Source organism: Tardiphaga robiniae (genome assembly GCF_013359755.1).
Lineage (GTDB): Bacteria > Pseudomonadota > Alphaproteobacteria > Rhizobiales > Xanthobacteraceae > Tardiphaga > Tardiphaga robiniae.
Window position 1 is genome coordinate 1 of the sequence record NZ_JABMCJ010000056.1, and the last position, 26,173, is coordinate 26,173.

The 26,173-nt window shown below is 60.0% G+C and carries 23 protein-coding genes and 1 tRNA gene; 17 read left to right on the forward strand and 7 right to left on the reverse strand.

The genetic code is table 11. The features are described from left to right. Positions 1–1,020: NAD(P)/FAD-dependent oxidoreductase (locus tag HP556_RS00790; protein ID WP_175365545.1), on the reverse strand; the 1,020-nt coding region annotated here is incomplete at its 3' end. A gap of 37 nt (positions 1,021–1,057) precedes the next feature. Then, the gene (locus HP556_RS00795; RefSeq protein WP_246297273.1) at positions 1,058–1,900 is read right to left on the reverse strand and encodes an alpha/beta fold hydrolase; all 843 of its coding nucleotides are present in this window, start codon (positions 1,898–1,900) and stop codon (positions 1,058–1,060) included. Between the two features lie 454 nt (positions 1,901–2,354). On the opposite strand from HP556_RS00795, the gene HP556_RS00800 reads away from it, so the two are divergent. From HP556_RS00800 to HP556_RS00815, 4 genes are all read left to right on the forward strand, one after another. Then, positions 2,355–3,272, forward strand: a complete 918-nt coding sequence (locus tag HP556_RS00800) for an MBL fold metallo-hydrolase (RefSeq protein WP_175365547.1) — start codon at positions 2,355–2,357, stop codon at positions 3,270–3,272. A 136-nt stretch (positions 3,273–3,408) separates the two neighbouring features. Beyond that, the gene (locus HP556_RS00805) at positions 3,409–4,161 is read left to right on the forward strand and encodes an SDR family oxidoreductase (RefSeq protein WP_175365548.1); all 753 of its coding nucleotides are present in this window, start codon (positions 3,409–3,411) and stop codon (positions 4,159–4,161) included. Between the two features lie 62 nt (positions 4,162–4,223). Then, positions 4,224–4,640 (forward strand): cupin domain-containing protein, encoded by a 417-nt coding sequence (locus tag HP556_RS00810; protein ID WP_175365549.1) that lies wholly within the window; start codon positions 4,224–4,226, stop codon positions 4,638–4,640. Between the two features lie 73 nt (positions 4,641–4,713). Continuing rightward, entirely contained in the window at positions 4,714–5,742 is a 1,029-nt protein-coding gene (locus HP556_RS00815) for a mechanosensitive ion channel family protein (protein ID WP_175365550.1), read from the forward strand. Between the two features lie 289 nt (positions 5,743–6,031). Here HP556_RS00815 and HP556_RS00820 read toward each other — a convergent pair whose 3' ends face one another. Next, the gene (locus tag HP556_RS00820) at positions 6,032–6,943 is read right to left on the reverse strand and encodes an AraC family transcriptional regulator (RefSeq protein ID WP_175365551.1); all 912 of its coding nucleotides are present in this window, start codon (positions 6,941–6,943) and stop codon (positions 6,032–6,034) included. Positions 6,944–7,032: 89 nt separating this feature from the next. Here HP556_RS00820 and HP556_RS00825 point away from each other — a divergent pair, with 89 nt between their 5' ends. The 6 genes from HP556_RS00825 (at position 7,033) to selD (ending at position 15,425) form a co-directional block, all read left to right on the forward strand. Beyond that, a complete protein-coding gene (locus HP556_RS00825; RefSeq protein WP_175365552.1) occupies positions 7,033–7,998 on the forward strand; it encodes an SDR family NAD(P)-dependent oxidoreductase in 966 nt (321 codons plus the stop codon). A gap of 659 nt (positions 7,999–8,657) precedes the next feature. Then, positions 8,658–11,729 carry a formate dehydrogenase-N subunit alpha gene (gene fdnG / locus HP556_RS00830; protein WP_175365553.1) on the forward strand — a complete coding sequence of 1,024 codons (3,072 nt, stop codon included), beginning with the start codon at positions 8,658–8,660 and terminating at the stop codon, positions 11,727–11,729. Positions 11,730–11,739: 10 nt separating this feature from the next. Further along, positions 11,740–12,648 (forward strand): formate dehydrogenase subunit beta, encoded by a 909-nt coding sequence (fdxH, locus tag HP556_RS00835; protein WP_175365554.1) that lies wholly within the window; start codon positions 11,740–11,742, stop codon positions 12,646–12,648. Further along, the gene (locus tag HP556_RS00840; protein ID WP_175365555.1) at positions 12,648–13,325 is read left to right on the forward strand and encodes a formate dehydrogenase subunit gamma; all 678 of its coding nucleotides are present in this window, start codon (positions 12,648–12,650) and stop codon (positions 13,323–13,325) included. The genes fdxH and HP556_RS00840 overlap by 1 nt, the downstream gene beginning before the upstream one ends. After that, positions 13,322–14,260, forward strand: coding sequence for a formate dehydrogenase accessory protein FdhE (gene fdhE, locus HP556_RS00845; RefSeq protein ID WP_175365556.1), 939 nt, complete (start codon positions 13,322–13,324; stop codon positions 14,258–14,260). Before HP556_RS00840 ends, fdhE begins: the two co-directional genes overlap by 4 nt. Before the next feature lie 118 nt (positions 14,261–14,378). After that, positions 14,379–15,425, forward strand: coding sequence for a selenide, water dikinase SelD (selD, locus tag HP556_RS00850; protein ID WP_175365557.1), 1,047 nt, complete (start codon positions 14,379–14,381; stop codon positions 15,423–15,425). A gap of 1 nt (position 15,426) precedes the next feature. Here selD and HP556_RS00855 read toward each other — a convergent pair whose 3' ends face one another. The 4 genes from HP556_RS00855 to selA form a co-directional block, all read right to left on the reverse strand. Continuing rightward, entirely contained in the window at positions 15,427–15,807 is a 381-nt protein-coding gene (locus HP556_RS00855) for a hypothetical protein (RefSeq protein WP_175365558.1), read from the reverse strand. A gap of 29 nt (positions 15,808–15,836) precedes the next feature. Then, positions 15,837–15,932: transfer RNA gene (locus tag HP556_RS00860), tRNA-Sec, on the reverse strand. After that, positions 15,885–17,867: a selenocysteine-specific translation elongation factor gene (gene selB / locus HP556_RS00865; RefSeq protein ID WP_175365576.1), complete on the reverse strand. Its 1,983-nt coding sequence runs from the start codon at positions 17,865–17,867 to the stop codon at positions 15,885–15,887. Before selB ends, HP556_RS00860 begins: the two co-directional genes overlap by 48 nt. A gap of 18 nt (positions 17,868–17,885) precedes the next feature. Continuing rightward, positions 17,886–19,301 carry an L-seryl-tRNA(Sec) selenium transferase gene (gene selA, locus HP556_RS00870; RefSeq protein ID WP_175365559.1) on the reverse strand — a complete coding sequence of 472 codons (1,416 nt, stop codon included), beginning with the start codon at positions 19,299–19,301 and terminating at the stop codon, positions 17,886–17,888. A 328-nt stretch (positions 19,302–19,629) separates the two neighbouring features. On the opposite strand from selA, the gene HP556_RS00875 reads away from it, so the two are divergent. The 7 genes from HP556_RS00875 to HP556_RS00905 all read left to right on the forward strand — a co-directional run bounded on the left by HP556_RS00875 (position 19,630) and on the right by HP556_RS00905 (position 26,033). After that, the gene (locus HP556_RS00875) at positions 19,630–20,202 is read left to right on the forward strand and encodes a carboxymuconolactone decarboxylase family protein (protein WP_175365560.1); all 573 of its coding nucleotides are present in this window, start codon (positions 19,630–19,632) and stop codon (positions 20,200–20,202) included. A gap of 13 nt (positions 20,203–20,215) precedes the next feature. Further along, positions 20,216–21,304: an acyl-CoA dehydrogenase family protein gene (locus HP556_RS00880; protein WP_338117513.1), complete on the forward strand. Its 1,089-nt coding sequence runs from the start codon at positions 20,216–20,218 to the stop codon at positions 21,302–21,304. Further along, positions 21,301–22,068, forward strand: a complete 768-nt coding sequence (locus HP556_RS00885; RefSeq protein ID WP_175365561.1) for an ABC transporter ATP-binding protein — start codon at positions 21,301–21,303, stop codon at positions 22,066–22,068. The genes HP556_RS00880 and HP556_RS00885 overlap by 4 nt, the downstream gene beginning before the upstream one ends. 11 nt (positions 22,069–22,079) lie before the next feature. After that, positions 22,080–23,267 carry an ABC transporter substrate-binding protein gene (locus tag HP556_RS00890; protein ID WP_175365562.1) on the forward strand — a complete coding sequence of 396 codons (1,188 nt, stop codon included), beginning with the start codon at positions 22,080–22,082 and terminating at the stop codon, positions 23,265–23,267. Between the two features lie 128 nt (positions 23,268–23,395). Continuing rightward, a complete protein-coding gene (locus HP556_RS00895) occupies positions 23,396–24,127 on the forward strand; it encodes an ABC transporter permease (protein WP_338117514.1) in 732 nt (243 codons plus the stop codon). Positions 24,128–24,720: 593 nt separating this feature from the next. Further along, on the forward strand, positions 24,721–24,933 hold the full coding sequence (locus HP556_RS00900) for a nitroreductase family protein (RefSeq protein WP_175365563.1): 213 nt from the start codon (positions 24,721–24,723) through the stop codon (positions 24,931–24,933). Between the two features lie 107 nt (positions 24,934–25,040). After that, positions 25,041–26,033, forward strand: coding sequence for a glutathione S-transferase family protein (locus HP556_RS00905; RefSeq protein ID WP_175365564.1), 993 nt, complete (start codon positions 25,041–25,043; stop codon positions 26,031–26,033). Positions 26,034–26,173: the final 140 nt, after the last annotated feature.

Below are 26,173 nucleotides of genomic sequence, written 5' to 3' on the forward strand. Positions count from 1 at the left end.
GACATAAGCCTTCTGGTGATATGGCTTCGTCGCCACACCGAGCAATTCGGCGGCGGCATTGTTGCCCGCAAAGGCGCCCATCCGCGTTGCGTGCTGGCACGACATCAGCGCGTAGTTGCCGACGTCATCACATGCCGCCCTCGCGGCATCGCCAGTCGCAAAGACGCCAGGTACCGACAGCACGTGCAGGTCACGGTCGACGAACAGACGGCCAAAACTGTCGCGCCCGGCGGGGATCTGCGCGGTCAACGGCGCGGCACGCATGCCGGCGGCCCAGATCACCGTGGCACTCTCGATGTAGTCGCCGTTGGAAAGCGTAACACCGGACCTTTCGAGCGAAGTCACGCCGATACCGAGCCGCCTTTCCACACCGAGCACATGGAGGGCATCCTCGATATGCGGACGCGGACCCGCTCCCATATCGGGTGCGATTGCAGCGTTTCGCTCGACAATGACGACGTGCGGATTTGTATCTCTGCCGAGAATTGCTCGCAGGCGTGCCGGCATTTCGGTCGCCACTTCGATCCCGGTAAAACCGCCACCGGCGACCACCACCGTATCACGCGCCTTCGACGGCGGCTGCTTCGCCAGATCGTGCAAATGCTGATCCAGTGCAATCGCATCGCTCAGCTGATCGACGCTGAAGCCATATTGCGCCAGTCCAGGTATATCGGGACGAAAGAGCTGGCTGCCGGTCGCAATGACGAGCCGATCATAGGCAATGACCTGCTCCGCGCGTCCGGCCGCCGTGATCTTGACAGCGCGGAGCTTGGTATCGACCGTCTCCACGCTGCCCTGCAGATAGACGACGTCGATCGCCTTCAGTACGTCCTGCAGCGGCGCCGTCAGCGTTTCGGGATTCGCTTCGTAGAGACGGGGACGTACGACAAGCGTCGGCTCCGGAGAGACGAGCACGATTTCAAGCATCTCAGGCGCGACGCCCTGGATGTCGCGCAGGCGCGCGGCTGAGAGCGCGGCATACATACCGGCAAAGCCGGCGCCGACAATGACGATTCGCATGATGAAAATTCCTTGATTTGGACTACAGGCGCAGCGGTTAGGCCAAGATGAACTTCAGAATGTCGGCGTTGACGACTTCGGCATGCGTTGTGCACAGCCCGTGCGGCAGGCCTTCATAGATCTTCAGCACGCTGTGCTTGAGCAGCTTTGCTGAAAGCGATGCGGAATTCGCGACGGGGACGATTTGATCGTCGCTACCGTGCAGAACCAGCGTCGGGACCTCGATGACCTTTAGGTCATCGCTGAAATCTGTCTCGGAGAATGCCTTGATACATTCGTATTGGGCCTTGGCGCTGCCCATCATGCCCTGCCGCCACCAGTTCCAGATCACCGCCTGCAACGGTTTAGCGCCCGGTCGGTTGTAGCCATAGAAAGGGCCGCTCGCGAATTCCAGATAAAACTGGGATCGGCTTGCCGCGAGCTGTTGCCGCAGACCGTCCAACACTTCGATCGGGAGACCGCCCGGACTGGCTTTTGTCTTCACCATCAACGGCGGCACCGCACCGATCAGCACCAGCCTGGCAACACGACCGTGACCGAATCGCGCGACATAGCGGGTCGCCTCACCACCGCCGGTGGAATGGCCGACATGAATGGCATTACGAAGATCGAGATGGGAAGCGAGCGCCGCAACATCGGCCGCGTAGTGATCCATGTCCTGACCGTCGATAGCCTGGCTGGAACGGCCATGGCCACGACGATCGTGGGCGATCACACGATAGCCTTTGCTCAAAAAGAAGAGCATCTGGTTCTCCCAGTCGTCGGACGACAGCGGCCAGCCATGATGAAACACGATTGGTTGCGCGGACTTTGCGCCCCAGTCACGATAAAAGATCTGCGCGCCGTCATTCGTTGTGATCGAAGACGTCAGATCTGCCATGTCCGTCGTGCGAGAAAGCATGTCGGTTTCCTTTCCTGCCGCCGCGGACGAGCGGACGGTCATCGATGCCGCATAGATCAGTGTGGTGGCGAGCAGCTTCCGCCGCGAAAATCTTGCAAGACGGCTGATCGAGCTCTTCCAGGTCATTCGTTCGTCTCCGTTTGAGTGAGGGCAGGCAGAAGCACGCAGTGCGTGAACGCCTCCAACATGATGCAGTCAGCAGCGCAGCGGTATCGTTCTGCGGATCAGCGCGCATGGCGTTACGAATAGTTCGACCTGTTCTTCAGGATAGGTTCGGCAGCGCAATGCCGCGCCCTAAAATCCTCGCCATCTGAAGCGAGCAACCTATGCCGAGGTATTGCCGACCCTATTCGACAGCCTAGTCGATCATGGATACGGCCCGACATAGCGTCGCCGGCGCCGCGACCTGCGCGGCGATCAACAGGAGATAGACATGAGCCCAGATGTTGCTTCGCGCCCGGTTCGATCGGAGCCGGAAGAGCTGGTCCCGTCGCGCTACGCAGTGAAGATCGGCGAGATCGACGTGCTGGTGATCAGCGATGGAGTGCTTCCGCTTCCAACCACCATGTTAGGTCATAATGCCGACCCCAAGGCCCGTGCCGCCTGGATGCACCACATGTTCCTGCCGCCAGACGCTTTCGATTGGGCGCTCAATGCCGTCGTGGTGCGTAGCGGCGGCAAGACCATCCTCGTCGATGCAGGCTTGGGATCCGACCCCGATTTGAACCTGCCGCGAGCCGGACAGTTGATCAAACGAGTGGAGAGTGCCGGTATCGATCTCGCGTCGGTCACCGACATTGTGCTGACGCACATGCACATGGATCACATTGGTGGCCTGCTCGTCCCCGGTATCAAGGATCAGCTTCGCCCCGATGTCCAGATCCACGTGGCGGCGGCCGAGGTCAGTTTCTGGGACGCTCCGGATTTCTCCCGCACGGCCATGCCGCCGGGCTTCCCGGATGCACTGCGGGCAACTGCCAAGCGGTTCGCCAAGGAGTATCACAACCAGCTGCGGCAATTTGACGAGGAATACGAGGTCGCTCCGGGTGTGATCGTCCGTCGCACCGGTGGCCATACGCCCGGACACAGTATCGTCCGAGTGGCTTCAGGCAAAGACGCTCTTACCTTCGCCGGCGACGCCGTGTTTACAGTCGGATTCGATCATCCCGACTGGTTCAATGGCTTCGAACACGATCCCGAAGAGGCAGCCCGCGTTCGCACGCGCTTGTTGAAAGAGCTGGCAGCCACCGAGGAATTACTGGTGGCCACGCACATGCCATTTCCGTCCGTCGGACGCGTGGCGATCGATGGCGATGTTTTCCGATGGGTGCCGGTGTACTGGGATTACTAACGCTTGCCAGGTTAGGGCAGCGCCCCGTTCTGCCGATAATATCTACGGCTTCGACGGGGCCTGCCTGAACCACAACCACCATCCAGAGAAAGACTAAGGCAACGCGGCACGCCGAGCGACAGCGAATGGAAACCTTATGAAGATCGTCATTGTCGGCGGCACCGGCCTGATCGGTTCAAAATCAGCCGCCCACCTTCGCCAGCAAGGCCATGAAGTCATCGCTGCCGCACCGAGCACCGGCGTCAATACGATCACCGGCGAGGGTCTTGCCGAGGCGCTCGCCGGTGCCTCGGTCGTTGTCGACCTCGCAAACTCGCCGTCCTTCGAGGACAAGGCCGCGCTCGAATTCTTTGAGACATCGGGCCGCAATCTGATGGCGGCGGAAAAGGCCGCCGGCGTAAAGCATCACATCGCGTTGTCCATCATTGGCGTCGATCGCCTGCCCGATAGCGGCTACATGCGCGCCAAGGCTGTCCAGGAAAGGATCATCCGGGAATCCGGCATTCCCTATACGATCGTCCACTCGACGCAATTCATGGAATTCCTCGGCGGCATCGTCCAGTCCGGCACGGCTGGAGACACAGTACATCTGTCGCCCGCCTATGTGCAGCCCATTGCCTCCGACGATGTTGTTGACAATATAGCGGCGGTTGCGACGGCAGCGCCGATCAATGGCGTTGTGGAGATTTCAGGCCCCGAACGTGTCCGGCTGAACGAACTCGTTGTCCGTTACCTGAAGGCAATGGGCGATACTCGCAAGGTCGAGGCAGACCCGGAGGCGCGATATTTTGGCGCAAAGCTAGAAGATGGCTCGCTTGTTTCCGACAACAATCCACGCCTCGGCCGAATCACTTTCGAGGAGTGGTTCGCGACCTCTACCCGCAAATGAATGGATATCGACGCGCCGCCAAGCGCGCCGCACCGTCCAATCGTCGATAAAGGAGCTTCGACATGATCAAACCGATTCTCGCCATTGCTATGACCGCTCTTTTGCTTACGGCGGCCTCCGCCCATGACGTCGGCGACAAGGACGCCAAGGTCACGCTTGTCTATGAGCATGCGCTACCGAACGTTCCAGGTAAGAGCATCAAGAGTGTTCTCGTGGAGTATGGTCCCGGTGGTTTCTCGGCGGCTCACACTCATCCAAGTTCGTCGTTTATCTACGCGACCGTCTTGGAGGGGGCAATTCGCAGCCAAGTCAACGATGGGCCAATAAAGGTCTATAAGGCCGGTGAAAGCTTCTCCGAGATGCCGGGCGATCGCCACGGCGTTAGTGAGAATGCCAGCAAGACGGAGCCTGCGAAACTGCTCGCGGTTTTTGTCCTCGACTCGGCCCAGCAGGAATTGACGTTTCCGATCAAGAGATAAGTGACAGGCCGGCACACTATCCAATGCCCGGCCGTTCTTCGACGTGATCAACCGTTATCGGTGAATTCCTGCCATGTTTGGCGATGACCACTTCTTGCCACTCGCTCTGATCAACGTCCTAGGAGTTGCGGGCATCGTCATATGGCACGTTCAGGGCAGCAAGCGTCCGACAGGCCGCCTGGTCGTGCAGATCCTGTTCTTCATCGGGATGAGCCTCGTGCTCTACATGGGGGGCATCGCTCCGCAGCAGCCCGATGACATCTACAGGCAGGGTTTTGCCGCGTTGCTCTCCAAATCGGCTAGAGTTTTATGGTGGACTCATCTCGCCTGGACGATCATCGGCTGCATCCACATCTACGTCAGACTCAATCGCAAGCCGCGAGAAGCGCACCTCATCTTGGACATGGCCGTCGCCGTTATCTATCTCGGCGTGGCGCTGTCGGTGATGGGTTTCGTCTTCGGGATGCCGATCGCCACGTTGGTGACAACCTCGGGCGTCGTTGCCGTGATCCTGGGTCTGGCTTTGCAGAATACGCTCGGCGACGTCTTTTCCGGCATCGCGCTGACGCTCGGCAAAGCTTATACCATCGGCGACTGGGTCCAATTGAGCGACGGCACTGCGGGTCGAGTTACCGAGACCAACTGGCGCTCCACCAATCTGCTGACCGGCGCTAACAACATCGTCATGCTGCCAAACAGCATGCTGGCGAGGCAGGGTTTGACCAGTCTCAGCCGCCCTGACGAAACGCATCAGATCACTTTGAGCGTGCGCTTCGCCGCCGGGCAAAGGCCGCGCTTTGTCGAAGACGTCATGCGGTCCGTGTTGCAGGCCAGTACCCGGATCGTCAAGGATCCGCCGCCGGCCATTGCCCTAAAAACCATCGACGCGATTGCAATCGAAGTGGAGCTGCAGTTCCGTGTCGCCAGTCTCGCTATGGGGATGTCCGCCAAAAACGAGATCATTGACCTTATCCACGGCCAATGCGGAATAAGAGGTCTTTCGCTGGCCATCCCCGCCGAAAGCCTCGTACACGTGCCGGTGACAACCAGCCGTGAGTCTTTCGCTCCGAGTGCTGGCGCGAGCTCATCCGGCACGCTTTAGTATTCACTCGAAAGTATGCTTCTTCCACATGGCCGGAAGCGTTTCCCGCGACAGTGTCTTCCCAATATTCGCTAGCGTGACGCTACGCAGTTTCTGTTCGTCAGCAACCCTTCGGGCGACGCGGATCGTTGGCGCGGATATTGGTGCAAACGAAGGTCCGCGATTTGCCTTCCACGATTTCGAGAAAGGTCAGATCCGCCCCTACGGGGATTATTTTAGTCACTCGTTTGATCCGCCCCTGCATGGCATAGCAGTCACGCGGATGCGACCTACAGAGTGCGAAAAAAATTCACGCGGTAGCCCGTGTCGCGCGACGGGGGCTGGTACCGGTCACGCGACGGAAGGCGACGCCAAAGGCGCTCTCTGAGGCGTAGCCGAGTTCCGCCGCAATCACCGCTACCGAGGCTCCGGGCCGTGCGAGCGCCCGCTGGGCTAACACCATCCGCCAGTGCAGCAGATAATCAATGGGCGCGCGGCCCACGGCAGCGCGGAACCGGGCCGCGAATTGGGAGCGCGACAGATGGCTGATCGCGGCAAGATTCTCCAGCCGCCAATCATGCCCCGGTGTGCGGTGGATCGCCACGATCGCCGGGCCGATACGTGGATCGGACAGCGCGGCAAGCCAACCCCCGCTTTCTCTTTCGGGCAGTGCCCGCAGAAGCTCGATGAAGACCATCTGCATGATCTGAGCAGTCATCGCCGCACCACCGGGGGCACCGGCGCGACTCTCCTCCTCCAATCGGTCGAGAAGCCAACCGATTCGCCCCGCCGCCGCGCTATCCGCAGGGATAACCGTCACCGGTGGTAAGGCCTCGATCAGCAGAGTAGCAGCGGGCGGCAGCTCCATCCTTCCGCCGAGGCAGCGGAACTCCAGTCCGACGCCTGCGTCCAGCCGTGCGAAGGGCAGCGTCTCACAGCCGACAAAGACATCTTCGGCCGGGCGCGGTGGGCATAACAGGTCAGTAGCCATTACGAAGGGGAGTCCCGGCGCGACCAGAAAGCAATCACCTGCACGCAGATGCCAACGCTGCCCCGAGGCTTCCAGCCAGCATTCGCCGTACCTGATCGCATTGCATTTCAAGGTAGGCAGCGAACCCACGCGGACAGCCCATCCACCGCTAGCCTCCAGCCCGGTGGAGGCCGCGGTCTGAACGCCGGCAAAGGTCAAAATCTGGGAAAGCGGGTCACCTGGTACAGACATCGGATGATCTCAACAAAAAGCAGGATAATCCAACATAGATCATCTGGGGTGTTCGCACTATCCAAGCGAGCAACCACTAGGAGAATGCCATGAACCCAATGCAGAAACCCCTGAACACCCCCTTCACCCCATTCACCACCGCCGAAGAGGTTGCGCATGGTGCCCACCTTTCGGGCAAGACCGTCATCGTCACCGGCGGGGCCTCAGGCTTGGGGCTTGAGACCGTGCGTGTGCTGGCTGATCTCGGCGCACACATCATCGTGCCAGCCCGCAACACTTCCACCGCTCGCGCGTCATTGGCGGGCATCACCAACGTGGAGGTGGTGGAGATGGATCTGATCGACCCGGCCTCGGTTCGCATCTTTGCCGAAAGGTTCGTAGCCACCGGCGCACCACTGCATTTGCTGATCCTCAGCGCAGGCATCATGACGCCGCCTCTCTTCCGCGACTCCAAGGGGCGCGAAGGCCAGTTCGCCACTAATCACCTTGGCCATTTCCGACTGACCGCCACGCTGTGGCCAGCGCTGAAATTGGCAGGTGGAGCGCGAGTGGTCGTTCTGTCCTCGCGCGCTCACCAATTGCCGGGATTCGACCTGACCGATCTAGATTTCGCGCGCCGGCCTTACGACAAGGTGGCCGCCTACGCGCAATCGAAGGCCGCCAACGCGCTTTTTGCCTTGGCTCTGGATATACGGGGGCAAAACTACGGTATTCGCGCCTTTTCGGTGCACCCCGGCTCGGTTTTCGGCAATCTGACAAAGCATGCCAGCCGCGAGGAACTAGAGGCTTATGGGATACTCAATCCTGACGGCACTCCGCAGATAGATCCGGCCCAGGACAAAAAGAACTTCGCGCAAGGCGCAGCAACAACGGTTTGGTGTGCGACCGCACCGGAACTGGACGGATTAGGTGGGGTGTATTGCGAAGACTGCGACATAGCCTACGTCGAAGCCGAGGGCGGCTTCGGTGTTCGCCCGTATGCTGTGAACCCAGACTTAGCTGAAGCACTCTGGACCGAAAGTGTTCGCCTGACAGGTATCGACGTGCAAGGCTGATCCTGTATGCCCGAACCTAGCCGTCGCTACCGTCAAGGACGGCACGGTCTCGCCCACGACGAGCGGGTCCGCCACTAACGTGCGACCCGCTTCTAGTTCATGTCGAAGTTTTTCTTTAAACGTCGTGAGCCGGAGGACAGCAATCAACGTAAAATCCTGACGGAGCGCTCAACAAGCGCCACTTCACCGACGGCGAGCTCGCCATGGCTACTCGTGGATCTACGCGGACGATGCGCGTAAGATCGGTGACAAACTTCCTTCGAAGCGGCTTGGTCCATAAAACTCTCGCGAGAAGGGCGCGGCTATGGCGACGCGCCAAGAGCTTTCGAGATCGCGTTGGGTGCCGCCTGTTCCCTTAAGGGAGATTCGCGGATCGCCCGAGATGAAGCAGCCGCGCATGCGACGCTCGACGACTGCTGGATCGTCATCGGCTGCCCACGTTCGGGAACGAGGAAAATCGCCGCCATATGCCTACAGCGAAGAAGGCGTGGGTCAACAAGCGCGCACGAATTCTTGATTACAGCAGCCTGCAATCATACCCGTGGATAGGTTTCGACCGCTTTTAAGTCCGGCTAGGCTTGTCACACGATCTGCCTGTCGGATCGCGCGGATTCTAGAGGTACCGACGGTCGTCGGCCCGTGATCCATGGAGCAGATACATGCAGCTTAGTCGAAGGGGCTTCATCAAACTGACCGGAGCGGGTCTCGCCGCTTCCAGCTTGGGGGCGCTCGGATTTGGGCCCGCGGGTGAGGCGATGGCTGCCGCCGTTAGGCCGTTCAAACTCGTAGCGGCGACAGAAACCCGAAACACCTGCACCTACTGCTCTGTCGCTTGCGGCATTTTGATCTACAGCATGGGCGACCGCGCCAAGAATGCTCGCTCCAACATCATTCACATTGAGGGCGATCCGGATCACCCGGTCAATCGCGGCACGCTGTGCCCCAAAGGGGCGGGCCTGCTTGATGTGGTCCACGCCCCTACTCGCCTCAAGACACCGCGATATCGTGCACCGGGCGCCAGTGAGTTCAAGGAAGTGTCTTGGGAGTTCGCACTCGGCCGCATCGCGCGGCTGATGAAGGACGACCGCGACAAAAACTTCATCGACAAGAACAAGGCCGGGACGACGGTGAACCGCTGGACCACCACCGGGATGCTGGCTGCGTCGGCCTCGTCCAGCGAGACGGCCTATCTAACCTGGAAGGTTGCCAGGTCACTCGGCATGGTGGTCTTCGACAATCAGGCGCGCGTCTGACACGGACCGACGGTGGCCAGTTTGGCTCCGACATTCGGTCGTGGTGCGATGACGAACACCTGGCAAGACATCAAGAATGCCAATCTCGTCGTAGTGATGGGCGGCAATGCCGCCGAAGCGCATCCGTGCGGGTTCAAGTGGGTGATCGAGGCCAAGATCGAGAATTCCGCGAAGCTCGTGGTCATCGATCCGCGCTTCACGCGCACGGCTTCCGTCGCTGACAAGTACGCGCCTATCAGGCCGGGCACCGACATTGCCTTCCTCAGCGGCGTTATTCGGTACCTGTTGGCGAACGACAGGATTCAGCACGAATACGTGCGGGCGTACACGAACGCGGGCATGATCGTGAAGGAGGAATTCGGCTTCGTCGACGGACTTTTCAGCGGCTACAACGAGGACACGCACAGTTACGACAAATCGAGCTGGGAATACGAATTCGACGAGCAGGGTTTCGCGAAGGTCGACGAAACCTGGCAGCATCCGCGTTGCGTCATCAATCTGCTGCGCAAGCACGTTGATCGCTATACGCCGGAGATGGTAACGCGCATCTGCGGCACGCCGATCGAAAAATATATGGAGATCTGCGAACTGTTCGCGTCGACGTCCGCGCCGGACAAGGCGATGACCAGTCTTTTCGCGCTGGGCTGGACACAGCATTCGGTCGGCGCCCAGAACATCCGCTCAATGGCGATGATCCAGCTTCTGCTGGGCAACATCGGCGTTGCCGGCGGCGGCATGAATGCCTTGCGAGGCCATTCGAACATCCAGGGGCTGACGGACGTCGGCCTCCTGTCCAATGCGATGCCCGGCTATCTGACGCTGCCGTATGACAGAGAGGACACCTTCGAGACGTATATGAGCACGAAGCAGTTCAAACCGCTTCGTCCGGGTCAGATCAGCTACTGGCAGAACTACCGAAAGTTCATGGTCTCCTTCCAGAAGGCGATCTACGGCGACGCCGCGACCGCCGAGAATAACTGGGCCTACGACTGGCTGCCGAAGCTGGACGTTCCGCTCTACGACATCATCCGTGCGTTCGAGATGATGGATAAGGGCGAGATGACGGGTTACATCTGCCAGGGCTTCAACCCGCTGCAGGCATTCCCCGATCGCGGTAAGATCCGCCGCTCGCTCGGCAAGCTCAAGTACCTGATCACGATGGATCCGCTCGATACGGAGACGTCGCGATTCTGGGAGGATTTCGGTCCGCAGAATCCATCGAAGCCCGAGGACATTCAGACAGAGGTCTTCCAGTTGCCGACGACGTGCTTCGCCGAGGAGAACGGCTCGCTGGTGAATTCCGCGCGCTGGCTCCAATGGCACTGGAAGGCGGCCGAAGCTCCAGGCATGGCGAAGTCGGACATCTGGATCATGAGCGGCATCTTCCACCGCATGCGGGAGATGTACCGCAAGGAAGGCGGCGCCTTCCCCGATCCGCTCCTTCATCTGAGCTGGAATTATACCGACCCGCACGATCCCGATCCGGAGGAACTGTCTAAGGACATGAATGGCCGGGCACTGGTCGATCTGAAGGATGCGAGCGGCGCTGTGACCGTCCATGCCGGCAAGCTGCTCGACGGCTTTGCGCAGCTACGAGACGACGGCACCACGGCATCGGGCTGCTGGATCTTCACCGGTAGCTTCACCGAGAAAGGCAACCAGATGGCCCGCCGCGATGCGAGCGATCCTCGGGAGCAAGGCATAGCGCCGAACTGGGCCTGGGCCTGGCCGGCGAATCGCCGCATTCTCTACAATCGTGCGAGTGCGGACCCAGCAGGAAAAGCCTGGAATCCAGGGAAGCCAGTTATCGAGTGGAACGGCACTCAATGGACGGGCATCGACGTGCCGGACTACACGCCGACCACGAAACCATCCGATTCCGTCGGACCCTTCATCATGAATGCGGAAGGCCTCGGACGACTGTTTGCTCGCGATCAGATGGCGGAGGGTCCCTTCCCCGAGCATTACGAGCCTTTCGAATCTCCCTCGGAGAACATCCTGCATCCGAAGGTGAAATCGAATCCCGCTGCGCGCGTCTTCGCAGACGATCGTGCCGCGATGGGCAAGGTCGCCGACTTCCCCTACGTCGCGACGACCTATCGTCTAACCGAGCACTTCCACTTCTGGACGAAGCACGCGCTCATCAACGCGATCCTTCAACCTGAAGAATTCATCGAGATCGGCGAAGTGCTGGCCAAGCAGAAAGGTATCGTTCAAGGCGGATGGGTGAAGGTCTCATCGAAGCGGGGCTGGGTCACCTGCAAGGCCTACGTCACCAAGCGCATAAAGCCCCTGATCGTCGACGGCAAGCCGACGCATGTCATCGGCGTACCCCTACATTGGGGGTTCACGGGCCAAGCCCGCAAGGGCTTCGGCGCAAATACGCTGACGCCGTCTGTCGGTGACGCGAACACGCAGACTCCCGAATTCAAGGCATTCCTCGTCAACATCGAACGCGCCACCGGCCCGGCAGTCTGAAGGAACCACGATGGCAGATCTCCAGACTCAGAACTACATCCGACGCTCGGCGACGACCTTGACGCCGCCGTCAGTGCGCAACCATGAGCAGGAAGTCGCCAAGCTCATCGACGTCACGAGGTGCATTGGCTGCAAGGCGTGCCAATCGGCCTGTATGGAATGGAACAACCTCCGTCCCGAAGTCGGTCACTTCGAGGGGGCCTACGAGAACCCGGGCGACCTCGCACCGTCCGTCTGGACGCTCATGAGGTTTGAGGAATACGAAAACGACGTCGGTAACCTCGAATGGCTCATCCGTAAGGACGGCTGCATGCACTGCGAGGACCCGGGCTGCCTCAAGGCTTGCCCGGCTCCCGGAGCAATCGTCCAGTACGCCAACGGGATCGTCGACTTCATGAGCGACGCTTGCATTGGCTGCGGTTACTGCCTCAAGGGATGCCCGTTCGACATTCCACGTATCAACCCCGTCGATCACAAATCCTATAAATGCACATTATGCTCGGATCGCGTCGGCGTCGGTCTTGAACCCGCTTGCGTAAAGGCCTGCCCAACCGGCGCGATCATGTTCGGATCGAAGAGCGACATGAAGGACTGGGCCGGCGAACGCATCGAGGACCTCAAGTCCCGCGGCTTCGAGAATGCCGGCCTCTACGATCCGCCTGGGGTCGGGGGAACCCATGTCATGTACGTCCTCCACCATGCAGACAAGCCTGGAATCTATTCGGGACTTCCCGAAAATCCCACTATCAGCAAGCTCGTCCAATTTTGGAAGGGCTTGATCAAACCCATCGCGATTGCGGGCATCGCCTTCGCCGCCGTGACGGCCTTCGTCCATTGGATCACCGTGGGTCCGAACGACGTCGAGCAGAACGATGAGGACGAAGCCGACCGTCTGCTGAAGAAGGCGGAGGGATCGTAATGAAGTATCCCAAAGCGAACATCGTCCGTTACCCGACGGTGACGCGAGTGAACCACTGGATCACCGCAGGATGCTTCGTGCTTCTGGTTCTATCCGGGCTCGCTATGTTTCATCCCATGCTGTTCTTCCTCACTGAACTTTTTGGGGGCGGACAATGGGCGCGCGCCGCGCATCCATGGATCGGCACGATCCTTCTGCTCAGCTATGGCGGCATGATCGTCCAGTTCTGGCGCGACGAGCTCTTCACATGGGACGATCTTCAGTGGAGCAAGTCGATCGCGAAGGTGATCGTGAACGAAGAGGAAGGCGTACCCGAGGCGCCTCGCTTCAACGCGGGCCAGAAATTGGTATTCTGGGCGATGGCTTTTCTCGTCCCGGCTCTCTTCTTTAGTGGTCTCCTGATCTGGGAGGTCTATTTCTCAAGCTATACGACCATCGAGCAGCAGCGCTATGCGATGCTGATCCATAGCCTCTGCGCGATCGCCGCTATTCTCGTGTGGATCACGCATGTCTATTCCGGTATCTGGATCCGCGGTTCGGTGAGCGCCATGATGCACGGGCACGTGACGCCGGGGTGGGCCTTTCGGCACCATCGCAAGTGGTTCCGCAGCCTCGTTGCGACCGGATCGCGCGGGCCGGTGCCAAACCCCACATCGCGAACGGAACACAAGTCGTGAGGCAGGGCGAGATCGCCTCCAAAGGCAAGTGGACGGGCAACCCGACCGGAGGCGTCAAGGCGCCGGAGCCGATCCTGCTGCCTGACCCGTCCAGACGCTTCGCAGATACCGCGGCACGGTTGGAGACTCTCGCATCGGGCCACCCCATGGAAGAGTGGTTGCGCTTTATGTCCAGGCTCTCCGAGGCGCAGCATGCGGCAGCTCGGGATCTGCCCCTCCCGCCCGCGACCGATCCTATCGACGTCAAGCTCGCGATTGACGCGCGGATGCCTCCATTGGCGGCCGACGGCCACCGTCGACCGCCGGAATGGCGCGACATCCTTGTCCATATCCTCGACGAGGACGGGCTCACGGGCGCGACGGCCGCGCTCAGCGACGCAGCAGCCAGATTGAAGTCGCTCGATGCAGACGGCGTCGAATTGCTCGCCAACCGTTTCCTGCACGGCGAAGTGGCTTCTGAGGACGCCGCTGCGGTTCTCTTTCTCGCCGCTGCTCTTCAGGTCTACTTCACCCGTATGGCAGCGAACCTTAAGTCGCCGGACCTCCGGCTTCTGACGCAGCGCGGTCTCTGCCCCTGCTGCGGCTCAACGCCGGTCGCCGGTACGATCACCGCATCAGGCGACAATCCGGGGACGCGGTATCTGCACTGCTCACTCTGTTCGACGGCATGGAATCATGTGCGTACGGTCTGCATCACGTGCGGCGAGTCCCGCTCGGTCTCGCTGGAAGGCATCGAGGGTGATGCCGGGGTGGTAAGAGCCGAGACGTGCAAGGACTGCAGCACCTACGCGAAGATGATTTATCTCGCCAAGGATACGAAAGCCGACCCCTTTGCCGACGATTTGGCGTCCCTCGGCCTGGATTTCCTCGTCGCCGAAGTGGGCTGGTCGCGGCATGCGCCTAACCCGCTGCTGTTGTCGGCCAGCGCGGGATGAAGCTCTCGCCGTCGTGATCAGGACCCACCCCGTGGTATAGTGTCGGCCTTTGCCTCCGTCTGGTAATCCCTACTAGCGGCGCCGCTCGTTGCGCGCGCGCCCCAAACTGGAGATGGCGATGTCCGCGGAAGCTTTCAGACTGACCGATCTGGCCCATGGCGGCGGTTGCGGCTGCAAGCTAGCGCCGACGGTGCTCCAGCAACTTCTCGCCAACGAGCCGGCAGCCGGTCCCTTCGCCAGCCTTCTCGTCGGTAACGAGACTAGCGACGATGCCGCAGTCTGGCAGATCGACAAGAAGACGTGCGTAATCGCGACGACCGATTTCTTCATGCCTGTCGTCGACGATCCTCGCGATTTCGGCCGGATCGCGGCCGCAAACGCTGTTTCCGATGTCTATGCAATGGGCGGTAAGCCCATCATGGCGCTCGCGATACTTGGAATGCCCCTCGGGAAGCTGCCTACCGACACCGTGAGGCAGATCCTTGAGGGAGGTTCGTCGATCTGCGCCGAGGCTGGAATTCCCGTGGCAGGTGGGCATTCGATCGATTCCGCCGAGCCTATCTACGGCCTCGCAGTGATCGGGCTCTGCCCCCCTGAGAACGTCCGCCGTAACACCGGCGCACGACCGGGAGACGTCTTGATTCTCACCAAGGGCATCGGTGTCGGCATCTATTCAGCAGCGTTCAAGAAGCAGGCGCTTCCGAACGAAGCCTACGGCGAGATGATCGCCTCCACGACGCTCCTGAACCGTGTCGGCGCTGAGCTCGCGAAGGACCCCGACGTACATGCGATGACGGATGTGACCGGCTTCGGTCTACTGGGACACGCGCTTGAGATGGCCCGCGGTGGCGGCGTCCAGTTGATCGTAGGACAGTCGCGCGTACCCTATCTTTCGAAGGCAGAGCCGCTTGCCGAAGAAGGTTACGTGACCGGCGCGTCGGGCCGAAACTGGAACAGCTACGGTGAACATGTAGTCCTTCCACCGAACCTCCCCGACTGGCGGCGCGCGCTCCTGACGGATCCCCAGACCTCGGGGGGCTTGCTGGTTGCGTGCAAGGGCAACCGGGCTGACGAAATCCGGGATGCCATCGAAGCCGCAGGTTATCCGCTTGCGCGCATCATCGGGCACGTGGCCGCCGGAGCGCCGTCGGTCGAAATCGTCTAGATCAGTGCTTTCGCACCTCTTCGATCTTGAGTCTTAACCCACCGGCGTTGAAGAAGTCGCTGTGTGCGAGGAGCGAGCGATCGCCGTTCAGATGATGCGTCAACGAGGCGAGGCGCTGCTTGGCGGTCGAGTCCTCAATGAGACCCACACGATCGGCCTGGTAGAACGCGGCGGCGTTCCACTTCGCTCCGGCCCCGCTGAGCATTTCCACCATCTCCGGCCACCTCGTCTCGTCGCCGACGATATGAAGATAGGAGGAGGCAAGCGGAGTGACGGTCGTCTCGCCAACGTCTACGAGCACGATCAGCATCGTGAACGAGCCGACCTTCGCGAAAGTCTCGACGAGCCAGTCGTCGAAGTCCGTCTCATATTTCGGTGTCATGCGGCACAGATACTCTGTTCTCGGAGAAATGGCGGAAGAGAGCGGGAGTCGAACCCACCTGAGACAGTCTGGCTGCCTCACCCGGATTTGAAGTCCGAACGCCCCACCAGAGACGATTCTCTTCCATTGTTTTCATTTATCGCAAAGAGATCGAGACGATGCCTGTTCGCGCGCCGCAAATCGCCCCGCTTCGAGGTGATACCATAGCGGTCAAAGAAATCGAGGATTTGTATCGCCACCTTACGGCCGTTGTCGACACGATCGCGAAATTGTGCGGCGCTGAAGAAGCCATTCTCTGTCGCGGCGGAGACAGCGCCGACGATGCCGACCATCTCATGCACAGTCGATCTCAGAAAATAATGATCATGCGCGATCTGATCAATCCGCCCCGTCTTCTCGACCATTCGCATGAGTCGTCTTACATCGGCTTCAGAACACCCAATTTCACCGGCTATGTCTCTCACGCGCGGCGGGCGAAATCGCGCTTCGCGCCCGAGCAGAGGTGCGATGCTCGCCCAGTGAGCTTCATCCTCATCGGTGAGCTTGACACTATGCGTCGCGAGGCGAACGAACGATCCATCGAGGACGATATCTCCATCCTTCGATATCCGATGTAGAGCCCCCGAAAAATTACCCGCATCCAGCTTGGGGCGGACGAGCGAGCGCAGCTTCTCCCGCCCGATCCCTTGGCGATCGGGAAATTCGGAATGATAGGACGCGAGGACATCCGAAATCGCGTTCACGTAGGCACGCCATCGATCGATCGCCATCATCATTCGCCCAGGGGCGCGCTCGAGCAGAACGACGTCCAAACTGTCGATGATGCGGGTCGCTTCCTCCGCAGCGAGCGCTCGATCTCTCGCGAAGGTTTCCAGATCCCAAGCGAACGGAGCCGTGTTCAGCAACGCGCGAAAGGACAACGCGGGGTCCGAGACGGCGAGCGCCGCTCTCTGCAGGATGCGTTCCGGCGTGCGCCGTCGGCGTACGGGCGGTCGCAGATCGATGAACGTGCCGCCGCCAATCGTGCGCTGCCCCGAAACATCACGAACCACGAAACAATCGAATGCCGTCGCGGCTATGGGGCGTTCCAGCACGATCTGAACGTCCGCCGTTTCTCCGGGACGTACTGGCTCGTTGCTAAGAAGCACGATGTGCGCGCCGACGCCGACAGAAGCGTGATGCAACCTCGCGGGGAACCATTGCCTAACCGGCTTTGCTTCGCTTGCGAGCAGCCGGAGGCGCGCCTCTATGCGATCCGTGGGAGCATGGAGGTAGGGATCCAGTGCGACGTCTCCGCGATGGATCGCCTGCTTCGCGATCCTTTCGCCCGCTAGATTGAGGGCGCACCGGTCCCCCGCTCGTGCGGATTCCGCTGGACGATTTTGCGCGTGGAGCGACCGCACCCTTGCCGTCAGGCCGGCGGGACTGACAACCACATCGTCCCCGACGCGCACGCTTCCCGACAGAATCGTGCCGGTGACGACCACCCCGATACCCTGCAACGTAAACACACGATCTATCGCCAGTCGGAAGCGGGACGCTCCAAATGGCAACAGAGCCGACTTTGCTGCCCGAAGCAGGTGTTGCCGCAGAACATCGATGCCCTCACCTGTTACGGCCGAGACGACGAATAACTCGGATTGCTCGAACGGCGTGCCAACCGTTCGCGTCCGGATACTCGCGGCGACTTCCGCGACTCGTTCGCTCGACACGAGATCTGCCTTGGTGACGACGATCGAACCTTGCCCAATGCCCAGCAGATCGACGATCGCAAGATGTTCGAGGGTCTGGGGCATCACGCCGTCATCGGCCGCCACGACGAGCAGCACATGATCGATACCGCTGGCTCCCGCCAACATCGTGTGAACGAAGCGTTCGTGGCCGGGGACATCCACGAACCCCAGAGGCTCCGCGTCTCCCGAGGAGAGATACGCAAATCCAAGATCGATGGTGATCCCGCGAGCCTTTTCCTCCTTCAGCCGGTCGCCGTCCACGCCGGTCAACGCCTTCACAAGCGCCGTCTTGCCGTGATCGATATGGCCCGCGGTGCCGAAGATCATTTCGCACTACCGACCAGTTCAATTCGCGATTGCATCGGCGTTCCATTCGGCAAGAACTGACAAAAACTCCAGTTCATCCGTCAGGCAGCGAAGATCCAGCAGAAGTTCGCCGGCCGCGATCCGACCAACGATCGGCTTCGACAACCGACGCAGCGAATCAGCGAGCTTCTCGATGGATGCCGAGCCGGTCTTCGGCCTAACCACGACCGCAGCGCTCGGCAGCGTATCGAGCGGAAGCGCACCGGAACCGATCTGGCTCTCGCAAGTGCAGACTAAGACATCGTAGGGGTCACTGAGAATCTGCGCGACCTTTGGCCTGATCCGATCCGCCTGTTCGACGATCTCTTCCTGGCTTCGCGCGAGAAAGCGCAGCGTCGGCAATCGTTCAAGCAGAGTATCGGGGTCGCGGTACAGTTTGAGCGTCGCTTCAATGGCCGAAAGCCTTATTTTGTCGACGCGCAAGGCGCGCTTCATCGGATTGCGATTGATCGCGGACACGAGGTCCCTTCGACCTACGATGAAACCGGCTTGCGGACCTCCGAGCAGTTTGTCGCCTGAGAACGTCACGAGGCCCGCGCCCTCGGTAACTGCATCCCGAACCGTCGACTCGCGCTTGAGACCAAATTTCGCGAGATCAACCAGCGAACCGGAACCCAAGTCGTTGAGCAGGGGAACCTTGGCAGCGTCCGCGATGGACGCTAGGCGAGCTGCATTCACCTCCGCCGTAAATCCTTGAATGCGATAATTCGACGTATGCACCTTCATGAGTAGACCTGTTTCGGTCGATAGCGCCCCTAGATAGTCCCTCTCGTGAGTTCTGTTGGTCGTTCCAACCTCGATCATGCGCGCACCGGCACGCTTCATGATCTCAGGCATCCGGAAGGCCCCGCCGATCTCGATCAATTCGCCACGGGATACAACGACCTCCCGCCCGTTGGCCAGCGTATTCAGACAGAGGAGTACTGCGGCGGCGTTGTTGTTCACTACCGTCGCATCTTCCGCACCAGTTAGATCGATTAAGAGCTGCCGAACGTAGTCGTCGCGCTCCCCCCGCTTGCCGGTCTCAAGACTAAACTCAACCGCTACGGCATGACGCATGGCGGCGGTCGCAGCCTCGACCGCGGCATCGGCAAGCTGAGCGCGGCCGAAATTGGTGTGAAGTACGATGCCCGTCAGATTGAAAAGCGGACGCAGCCCTGATCGGTCTCGAGCATCCAGCCTCGCCAGCGCCTTCCACGCCAACTGCTCGGCGTCTGGGACAACAGCGCCTTCTCCTATGCAGCGTCGTGTCTGATCTATCAGATCACGTATGGCTTCGGTGGTCGCTACGCGCCCGTAGCGCGAAATCGCAAGGACGATGGGTTCGGCTTTCAGAACCGCCGTGATGGAAGGCAGGTCACGAAGACGCATCTGCTTCTTGTCCTGATCGTTCATCGCCTTCTCGAGATATTGCTACCAAGACTAGTATACTTCGTGCGTCCAACGCAGAAAACCCATACCTTGGCACAGGTTGTCCGCTCCTGTTGCAAGCCTTACGTCGAAGCTGCGCCGCATGGCGCCGATCTTCATGCGGTATATATCTCGTGCTTTTCGAAGCAATCGGTACGGAGACGTTCCTGCTCCACGATTGCCGAAATAGAGCATGTAATCCGCACCGCGACGATCGCGACGACGCGAACTTTTTTATGTTCCCAAGCGGTTTGTAGCCGACATCCAACCCGCTTAAATCGTGGGCAAATCATCGCCCTCAGGAAGCTACGACATGTCCCGAATTCAGCTCCGCACGATCGAAGATGCTCCGGAAGCGACCAAAACAGGTCTCAAAACCGCGCAAAAGAGCAACGGCTTCCTGCCTAATCTTGTGCGCCTTCTCGCCAATGCTCCGGCCGCTCTTGAGACCTATCAGACGGTATCAGGGATCAACGCCAACAGCGGACTGAGCCTTGCAGAACGAGAGGCCGTGCAGATTACCGCGGCCGCGACGCACGGATGCAGCTTCTGCGTGGCAGGTCACACTGCGGTTGCCTATAAGAAAGCGGGACTGTCCGAGGACATCGTCGTACCTCTCCGTTCGGGGAAAGTCGTTCCGGATCCGCGGCTGATGGCAATCGCGGAATTCACGCGCGCCGTCATCCGCTCGCGTGGTGCCGTTCAGGACATTGAGTTGAAGAGCTTCATCGCAGCCGGATTCAACGAAGCCAATGCGCTGGAGGTGGTGCTCGGCATCAGCCTAGCGACCCTCTGCAACTTCGCCAACAATCTTGGCCAACCGGCCTTGAACCCGGAGCTGCAGTCTTACGCCTGGCATCCCTCCACTGCGCAAGCGGCCGAATAGCAACGAGGCAACTGTGAGCATCATTCCGGAACGCGTGTCGCATTGGCTTGAGGAGAAGGCGGAGGATATAGACTTCAGCCCGCATCTCGCATCCGAGATTCTTCCTCGCATCGGAGGTGCCGGCATCTTCCGACGGGGGGTTCCCACGGAGTTTGGCGGAGACGGCGGTGACGTCGCCGACGCGGTCGTCGCCATTGCCGCCCTCTCCGAACATTCGCTCGCGGCGGGCTTCGTTGCGTGGGGTCACCGGAGTTTCATAGAATTCGTGCTGCGTACCCCGAATGCGGCGCTGCGTGAGCGACTGATTGAAGATTTGCTCACCGGACGCCGGGCCGGGGCCAGCGGGCTTTCGAATGCCATGAAATTTCTTTCGGGCATCGAGAGGCTGCAGATTATCGCCGAAGCGGATGGTGAGCTTATCAAGATCAACGGGAAGCTACCGTGGGTCACCAACCTACGCCCGGATGGTTTCGATGTCGCCGCCGCGATACAGGGCAGCGACGGTCGGGCTTCCTTCGTAGCAACCCTCGCGTCAGAACTCCCGGGCCTCGGGCGATCGAACGATCTCGATCTCATGGGCATGCAAGCCAGCAACACAGCGGCAGTCGACCTCGTCCAGGTCCGCATCGGCCCGCAAGATATTCTCTTTCCCGATATTCAAGAGTGGCTTCCGAAGGTACGGCCAGCTTTCCTAGCACTCCAATGCGCGATGTCCGTCGGACTTGCGCGCCGATCGCTGTCGGAAACAGTGGCTCGTGCCCAGACGGGACGGCACGTTTTGCTCGGTGATATAGAGAGGCTCACGTCAGAACTCCGGCGCCTCGAATCGGCGATGCTGACCGACTTGCGGGACGGGCGGTTCATCACCGATCCGGCGGCGCTTTTCCGGATCCGCATCAGATTGGCGGAAGTCGTGGCAGAAGCGATCCAGCTCGAGCTGTGCGCCTCCGGCGGGAGCGCCTACCTAACCAAATCGGGAAAGGACTTCCAGCGCAGAGCCCGCGAGGCGGCATTTATCCCGATCATCACACCGAGCATCGTGCAGTTGAAGACAGCGCTTGAGGAACAGCGTCAACGTAAACTCAGCGTTGTGCCTGCATGAGCGCTCCGATCCTCGAAGCGGCGAACATCGCGCTACGTTACGCCGGCACATCCGGCGATATTCTGTGTGCATTCGACATGTCTTTGGCCGCGGGAGAGACCGTCGCCATTCTGGGCCCGAGCGGCGTCGGCAAATCGAGTCTGCTTCGGGTCCTCGCGGGTCTGCAGGATCCCACGGCCGGCGTAGTGAAAATGCGGGGAACGCCTCTCAGCGGGACACATCCTCGAATCGCCATTGCATTCCAGGATCCGGGATTGCTGCCCTGGCTTTCGCTCGAGAAGAACGTTTCTTTCGGGCTCGACTTCGTCAAGCAGCCTGTTCTGCCCCCTGCGGAACGGCGCCGACGAGTGGATGCGGCGATCGCGGAGGTCGGCCTTAGCGACGCCAGGCGACGCTATCCCTCGCAGCTCTCCGGAGGCATGGCGCAGCGGACCGCATTGGCGCGCTGCCTTGCGCGTGGCCCGGAGGTCTTGTTGCTCGATGAGCCGTTCGGCGCGCTCGACGAAATCACCCGTGCCGAGATGCAGCATCTACTTCTCAAGGTCGTACGCGATTTTCAGACCGGCGTCGTGCTGATCACCCATGATATCGATGAGGCTCTGCTGCTCACAGACAGGATCGTTCTTCTCGGTGGCTCTCCAGCAAGCCAGATAGAAGAGTGGCGCGTCGATCTTCCGAAACCACGTGACGACTATGTCGCGGAAATCGGCGCAATCCGTATCGACATTCTAAAGGCTCTACGCGGCGCGACGCGCCCAATTTGACGGGGACGATCATGGCACTCAACGATCTCTCGCGACGCGACACGATGCGGCTTTCCGCTCTATTCACCGCTTCGGGCGCTCTTCCGCTACTACGCGCCTTCGAAGCGCGCGCTCAGGAACCCGACGCTCCAGTCCGCATCGGCTATCTCCCGATCACCGACGCCACCCCGCTTCTGGTCGCCCATGGGAAGGGATATTTCGAAGCCGAAGGCCTCAAGGCCGAGAAGCCGGTGATGCTGCGGAGTTGGGCCCAGGTCCTCGAGGCCTTCATTTCCGGGCAGGTGAATGTCGTCCATCTCCTGTCCCCGATGACCGTTTGGGCGCGCTTTGGCAGTCGAGCACCAGCCAAGGTCGTAGCCTGGAACCATACGGGCGGCTCCGGCCTGAGCGTCGGACCGCAGATCAACGACGTGAAGGACCTCGGCGGTAAGACCGTCGCCATTCCCTTCTGGTACTCGATTCACAACGTCGTGCTGCAGACCTTGCTACGCGAGAGTGGTCTGACGCCCGCATCGAAGAAGAACGGCCCGCCCGAAACGAACGAGGTCAACCTGGTCGTCATGGCGCCTGCCGACATGGTCCCTGCCCTCGCCGCCAACCAGATCGCCGGCTTCATCGTCGCCGAGCCGTTCAACGCCGCCGCCGAAACACTCGGCGTCGGCAAGATCCTGAGATTCACCGGCGATGTCTGGAAGGATCATGCCTGCTGCGTCGTCTTCATGCACGAGCGCGACCTCGAGCAGCGCCCCGAATGGACGCAGAAGGTTGTAAACGCGATGGTAAGGGCTCAGCTCTGGACCCGCGAGCATCGGTCCGAGACCGCAGCGCTACTCTCCAAGGATGGTGTCAACAAATACACCCCTCATGCGACCGCTGTGCTCGAAAAGGTCCTGGCACCGCCCGAGAACGACAACGCGGCCTATCTGAAAACCGGCGCGATTCGGAACGCCGAATGGCGCGAACGACGCATCGATTTCCAGCCCTATCCGTTTCCAAGCTACACAGAAGAGCTCGTACGCCGCCTGAAGCCGACACTCATAGAAGGAAGCCGCGCCTTCCTCAACGACCTCGATCCAGCGACCGCGGCGCGCGAGCTCGTGGACGACCGCTTCGTCAAGGCGGCGGTGACGGCGGCCGGAGGCATGACGGCCTTCGGGCTTCCCGAGTCCTTCACGCGCTCCGAGGTCATCTCTGCGTGAGCGGCAGGGACCTTCCAATAGCCGCTCCCCGGACCCGGAAAGCGAGACCCGATGTCCGCGAGAATGCGCCGTCCGCCTCGCGCCGCCCCCGTGGCGGTCCCGGCGTCATCGGGGGCACCGTACTTGGTGTGTCCGGCCTGCTCGTCCTCGTCAGCGTCTGGTGGCTTAGCACCAGTCCGTTGGTCTCGGGAGGAGGATTCATCTCTCGTTTCTCCCCAACAAGCGCGTTTGCGAGCCTCGCGCATCTGATCACAGGCCCCGACCTATGGGTCCACGTCCTCGTCAGTCTGCGAAGGGTTCTGGTAGGACTCGGGTTTGCGCTCCTCATCGGCGTTCCCATCGGCTTGGTTGTCGGCACGTACGCTCACCTGAATGCGGCGACAGCCCCGTCCTTTCAGTTTCTCCGAATGATCTCGCCTTTATCCTGGATGCCCATCGCGGTGATGGTGTTCGGTCTCGGCGACAGACCGATATACTTCCTGCTCACTTTCGCCGCCGTTTGGCCGATCCTCCTGAACACCGCGGAAGGCGTGCGTCGCCTGAATCCGCATTGGCTCCGCCTAGCCGACAGCCTTTCCGCAACTCGGTGGGAAACCATGCGGCACATAGTGTTCCCTGGCGTACTGGGGCACGTCCTCGTCGGCTTGCGGCTCGCCATTGGCGTAGTCTGGATCGTATTGGTGCCCTGCGAAATGCTGGGCGTATCCGCCGGTGTCGGCTACTTCATTCTCGATACCCGCGATCGTCTCGCATATTCCGAGCTTGCAGCGATGGTCGTCATTATCGGCATCCTCGGTTATCTGCTTGATTGGACTGCGCGTCTGCCGCACCGTATAGCCGCTCTCGGATTGGAACGTTGAAGCTCCTCTTAGATTACGGCGTTCTAGAGATAGGGTGAAGCGGAGGTTGGTAGATTACGAGTCACGCAGATTTGGCCGCTTCCCAACTACGGTCATGTCCTGCGCGGGATCGCCGACAATTTCCGCTAGGCGATTTCGCAATATCTTTCTCTCTTCCGACTAGTCCCTCGTTCCACAAACGAAACATCGCTTACGCGATCTATTCTGACGTCGTTTCATTGCGAAGACTGCGATCGCTCGACGCAGTATAAAAGTGTCAGATCGCTGCATGTAATGTAATCGCCTGCCCTTGAAGCTCGGATTAAAGGATGTCCCCAATCGCGTACATTGCTACAAAAGTGACTGGGTCGATCGAAAAACCGTAGCCGAAGGTACCGCCGCGGCTGTTGACCTTTTTGTTGCGGAGCTTGGAAGGAACGGGCTCCTTCTCATGCCCGAACGCGACCGGGCTGCATCGGACTAGGTAGGTCTTCGCATCGTTCAGATTGTCGAACGATAAGTCCGAAGAACGACTACTTCCCTGGACAGCGGTTGAACTCCGAAGATAGGTCATACGGCCCACCGGCCACGGTTCAAACATTCGGGAGAGACGAATGACACTGGAGCTTAAGCAGCATGTGCAGAACGACGACAAGGGTCCTTTTCACATCGACGAGCTCATCAAGTGTCGGCGGGCGAAGCGTGGTTTTACGGATAAGGCCGTTCCGGTCGAACTTGTCAAAGATATCCTCTCGATCGCTAGGTTCACCGTCGACCGTTCGGGCCGACAAAAGCCTTTTCGACTTTGTGGCTCAGCGGTCGGGTAGAATGGATCGCATGACTACTTATGCTATCACTTAGACCCTGCGGTCGACGTCGTCAGCGGTCCTTCTGGATACGCGGCGGCGAGAGATGATCACGCGCGGAGGATGATATGGGATTGTTGATTGAAGGTGAATGGCGTGACAATTGGTATGACACTAGTGCAACAGGCGGCTCCTTCGTGCGGCAGGACGCGGCTTTCCGCAACTGGATTACCGCAGATGGAGGTCCTGGTCCGAGTGGTGTCGGTGGGTTTAAGGCCAAGGCGGGTCGATATCACCTATACGTCAGTCTTGCCTGTCCTTGGGCCCATCGAACACTGATCACAAGGGTACTCAAGGGTCTTGAAGACAAGATCTCCGTATCCGTTGTGCATTGGCTGATGGCGGAACAGGGATGGAGTTTCGCAAAAGGCCAGGGAGTGATAGCCGACCATATCAATGGGGCGGAATTTCTACATCAGGTCTACACAATCGCTAACAGTCAATACACTGGCCGGGCGACCGTTCCGGTGCTGTGGGACATAGAACAGGGCACGATCGTAAGCAACGAGTCCTCCGAAATCGTTCGCATGATGAATTCAGCGTTCGATCACCAAGGTGCGAGGCCCAACGATTTTTATCCACGTGAGCTCCGAAAGGAGATCGATGCCGTAAACGCCAGGATCTATGACACTCTCAACAATGGTGTCTACAAGGCGGGATTCGCGACCTCGCAAACCGCCTACGACAAAGCCATTATTCCGCTTTTTGAGACGTTGGATTGGCTCGAAACGCATCTTGCGGATAGCCGCTTCCTTTTCGGCGATCGTTTGACTGAAGGGGACATCCGGTTATTTGCTACGCTGATCAGGTTTGACGTCGCCTATTTCGGCCAGTTCAAGTGCAATATTCGAGCTCTTGCCGACTACCCCAACCTGTCCGGGTACACCCGTGATGTTTACCAGCGGCCAGGGATCGCTTCGACCGTGAATTTCGAGCACATCAAGTGTCACTACTACCAAAGCCATCGCTCCATCAACCCAACGGGTATCGTCCCTGCTGGCCCTCTGCGTGATTTTGCTGCGGCGCATAGGCGCGAACGGCTATCGGCCACGCAACTCTAACGCCCGCGAGCGCTCGGGGACTCATTCAAGAAATCGCCCGCCACGCTCGAGGAGGAGTGAGGACGGGCAATTCAGGGAGCAGATCATTCGACCGCGTTACGCGGGCGCTTCCGAACAATGCTTCGGATCCCCGCTTTTTC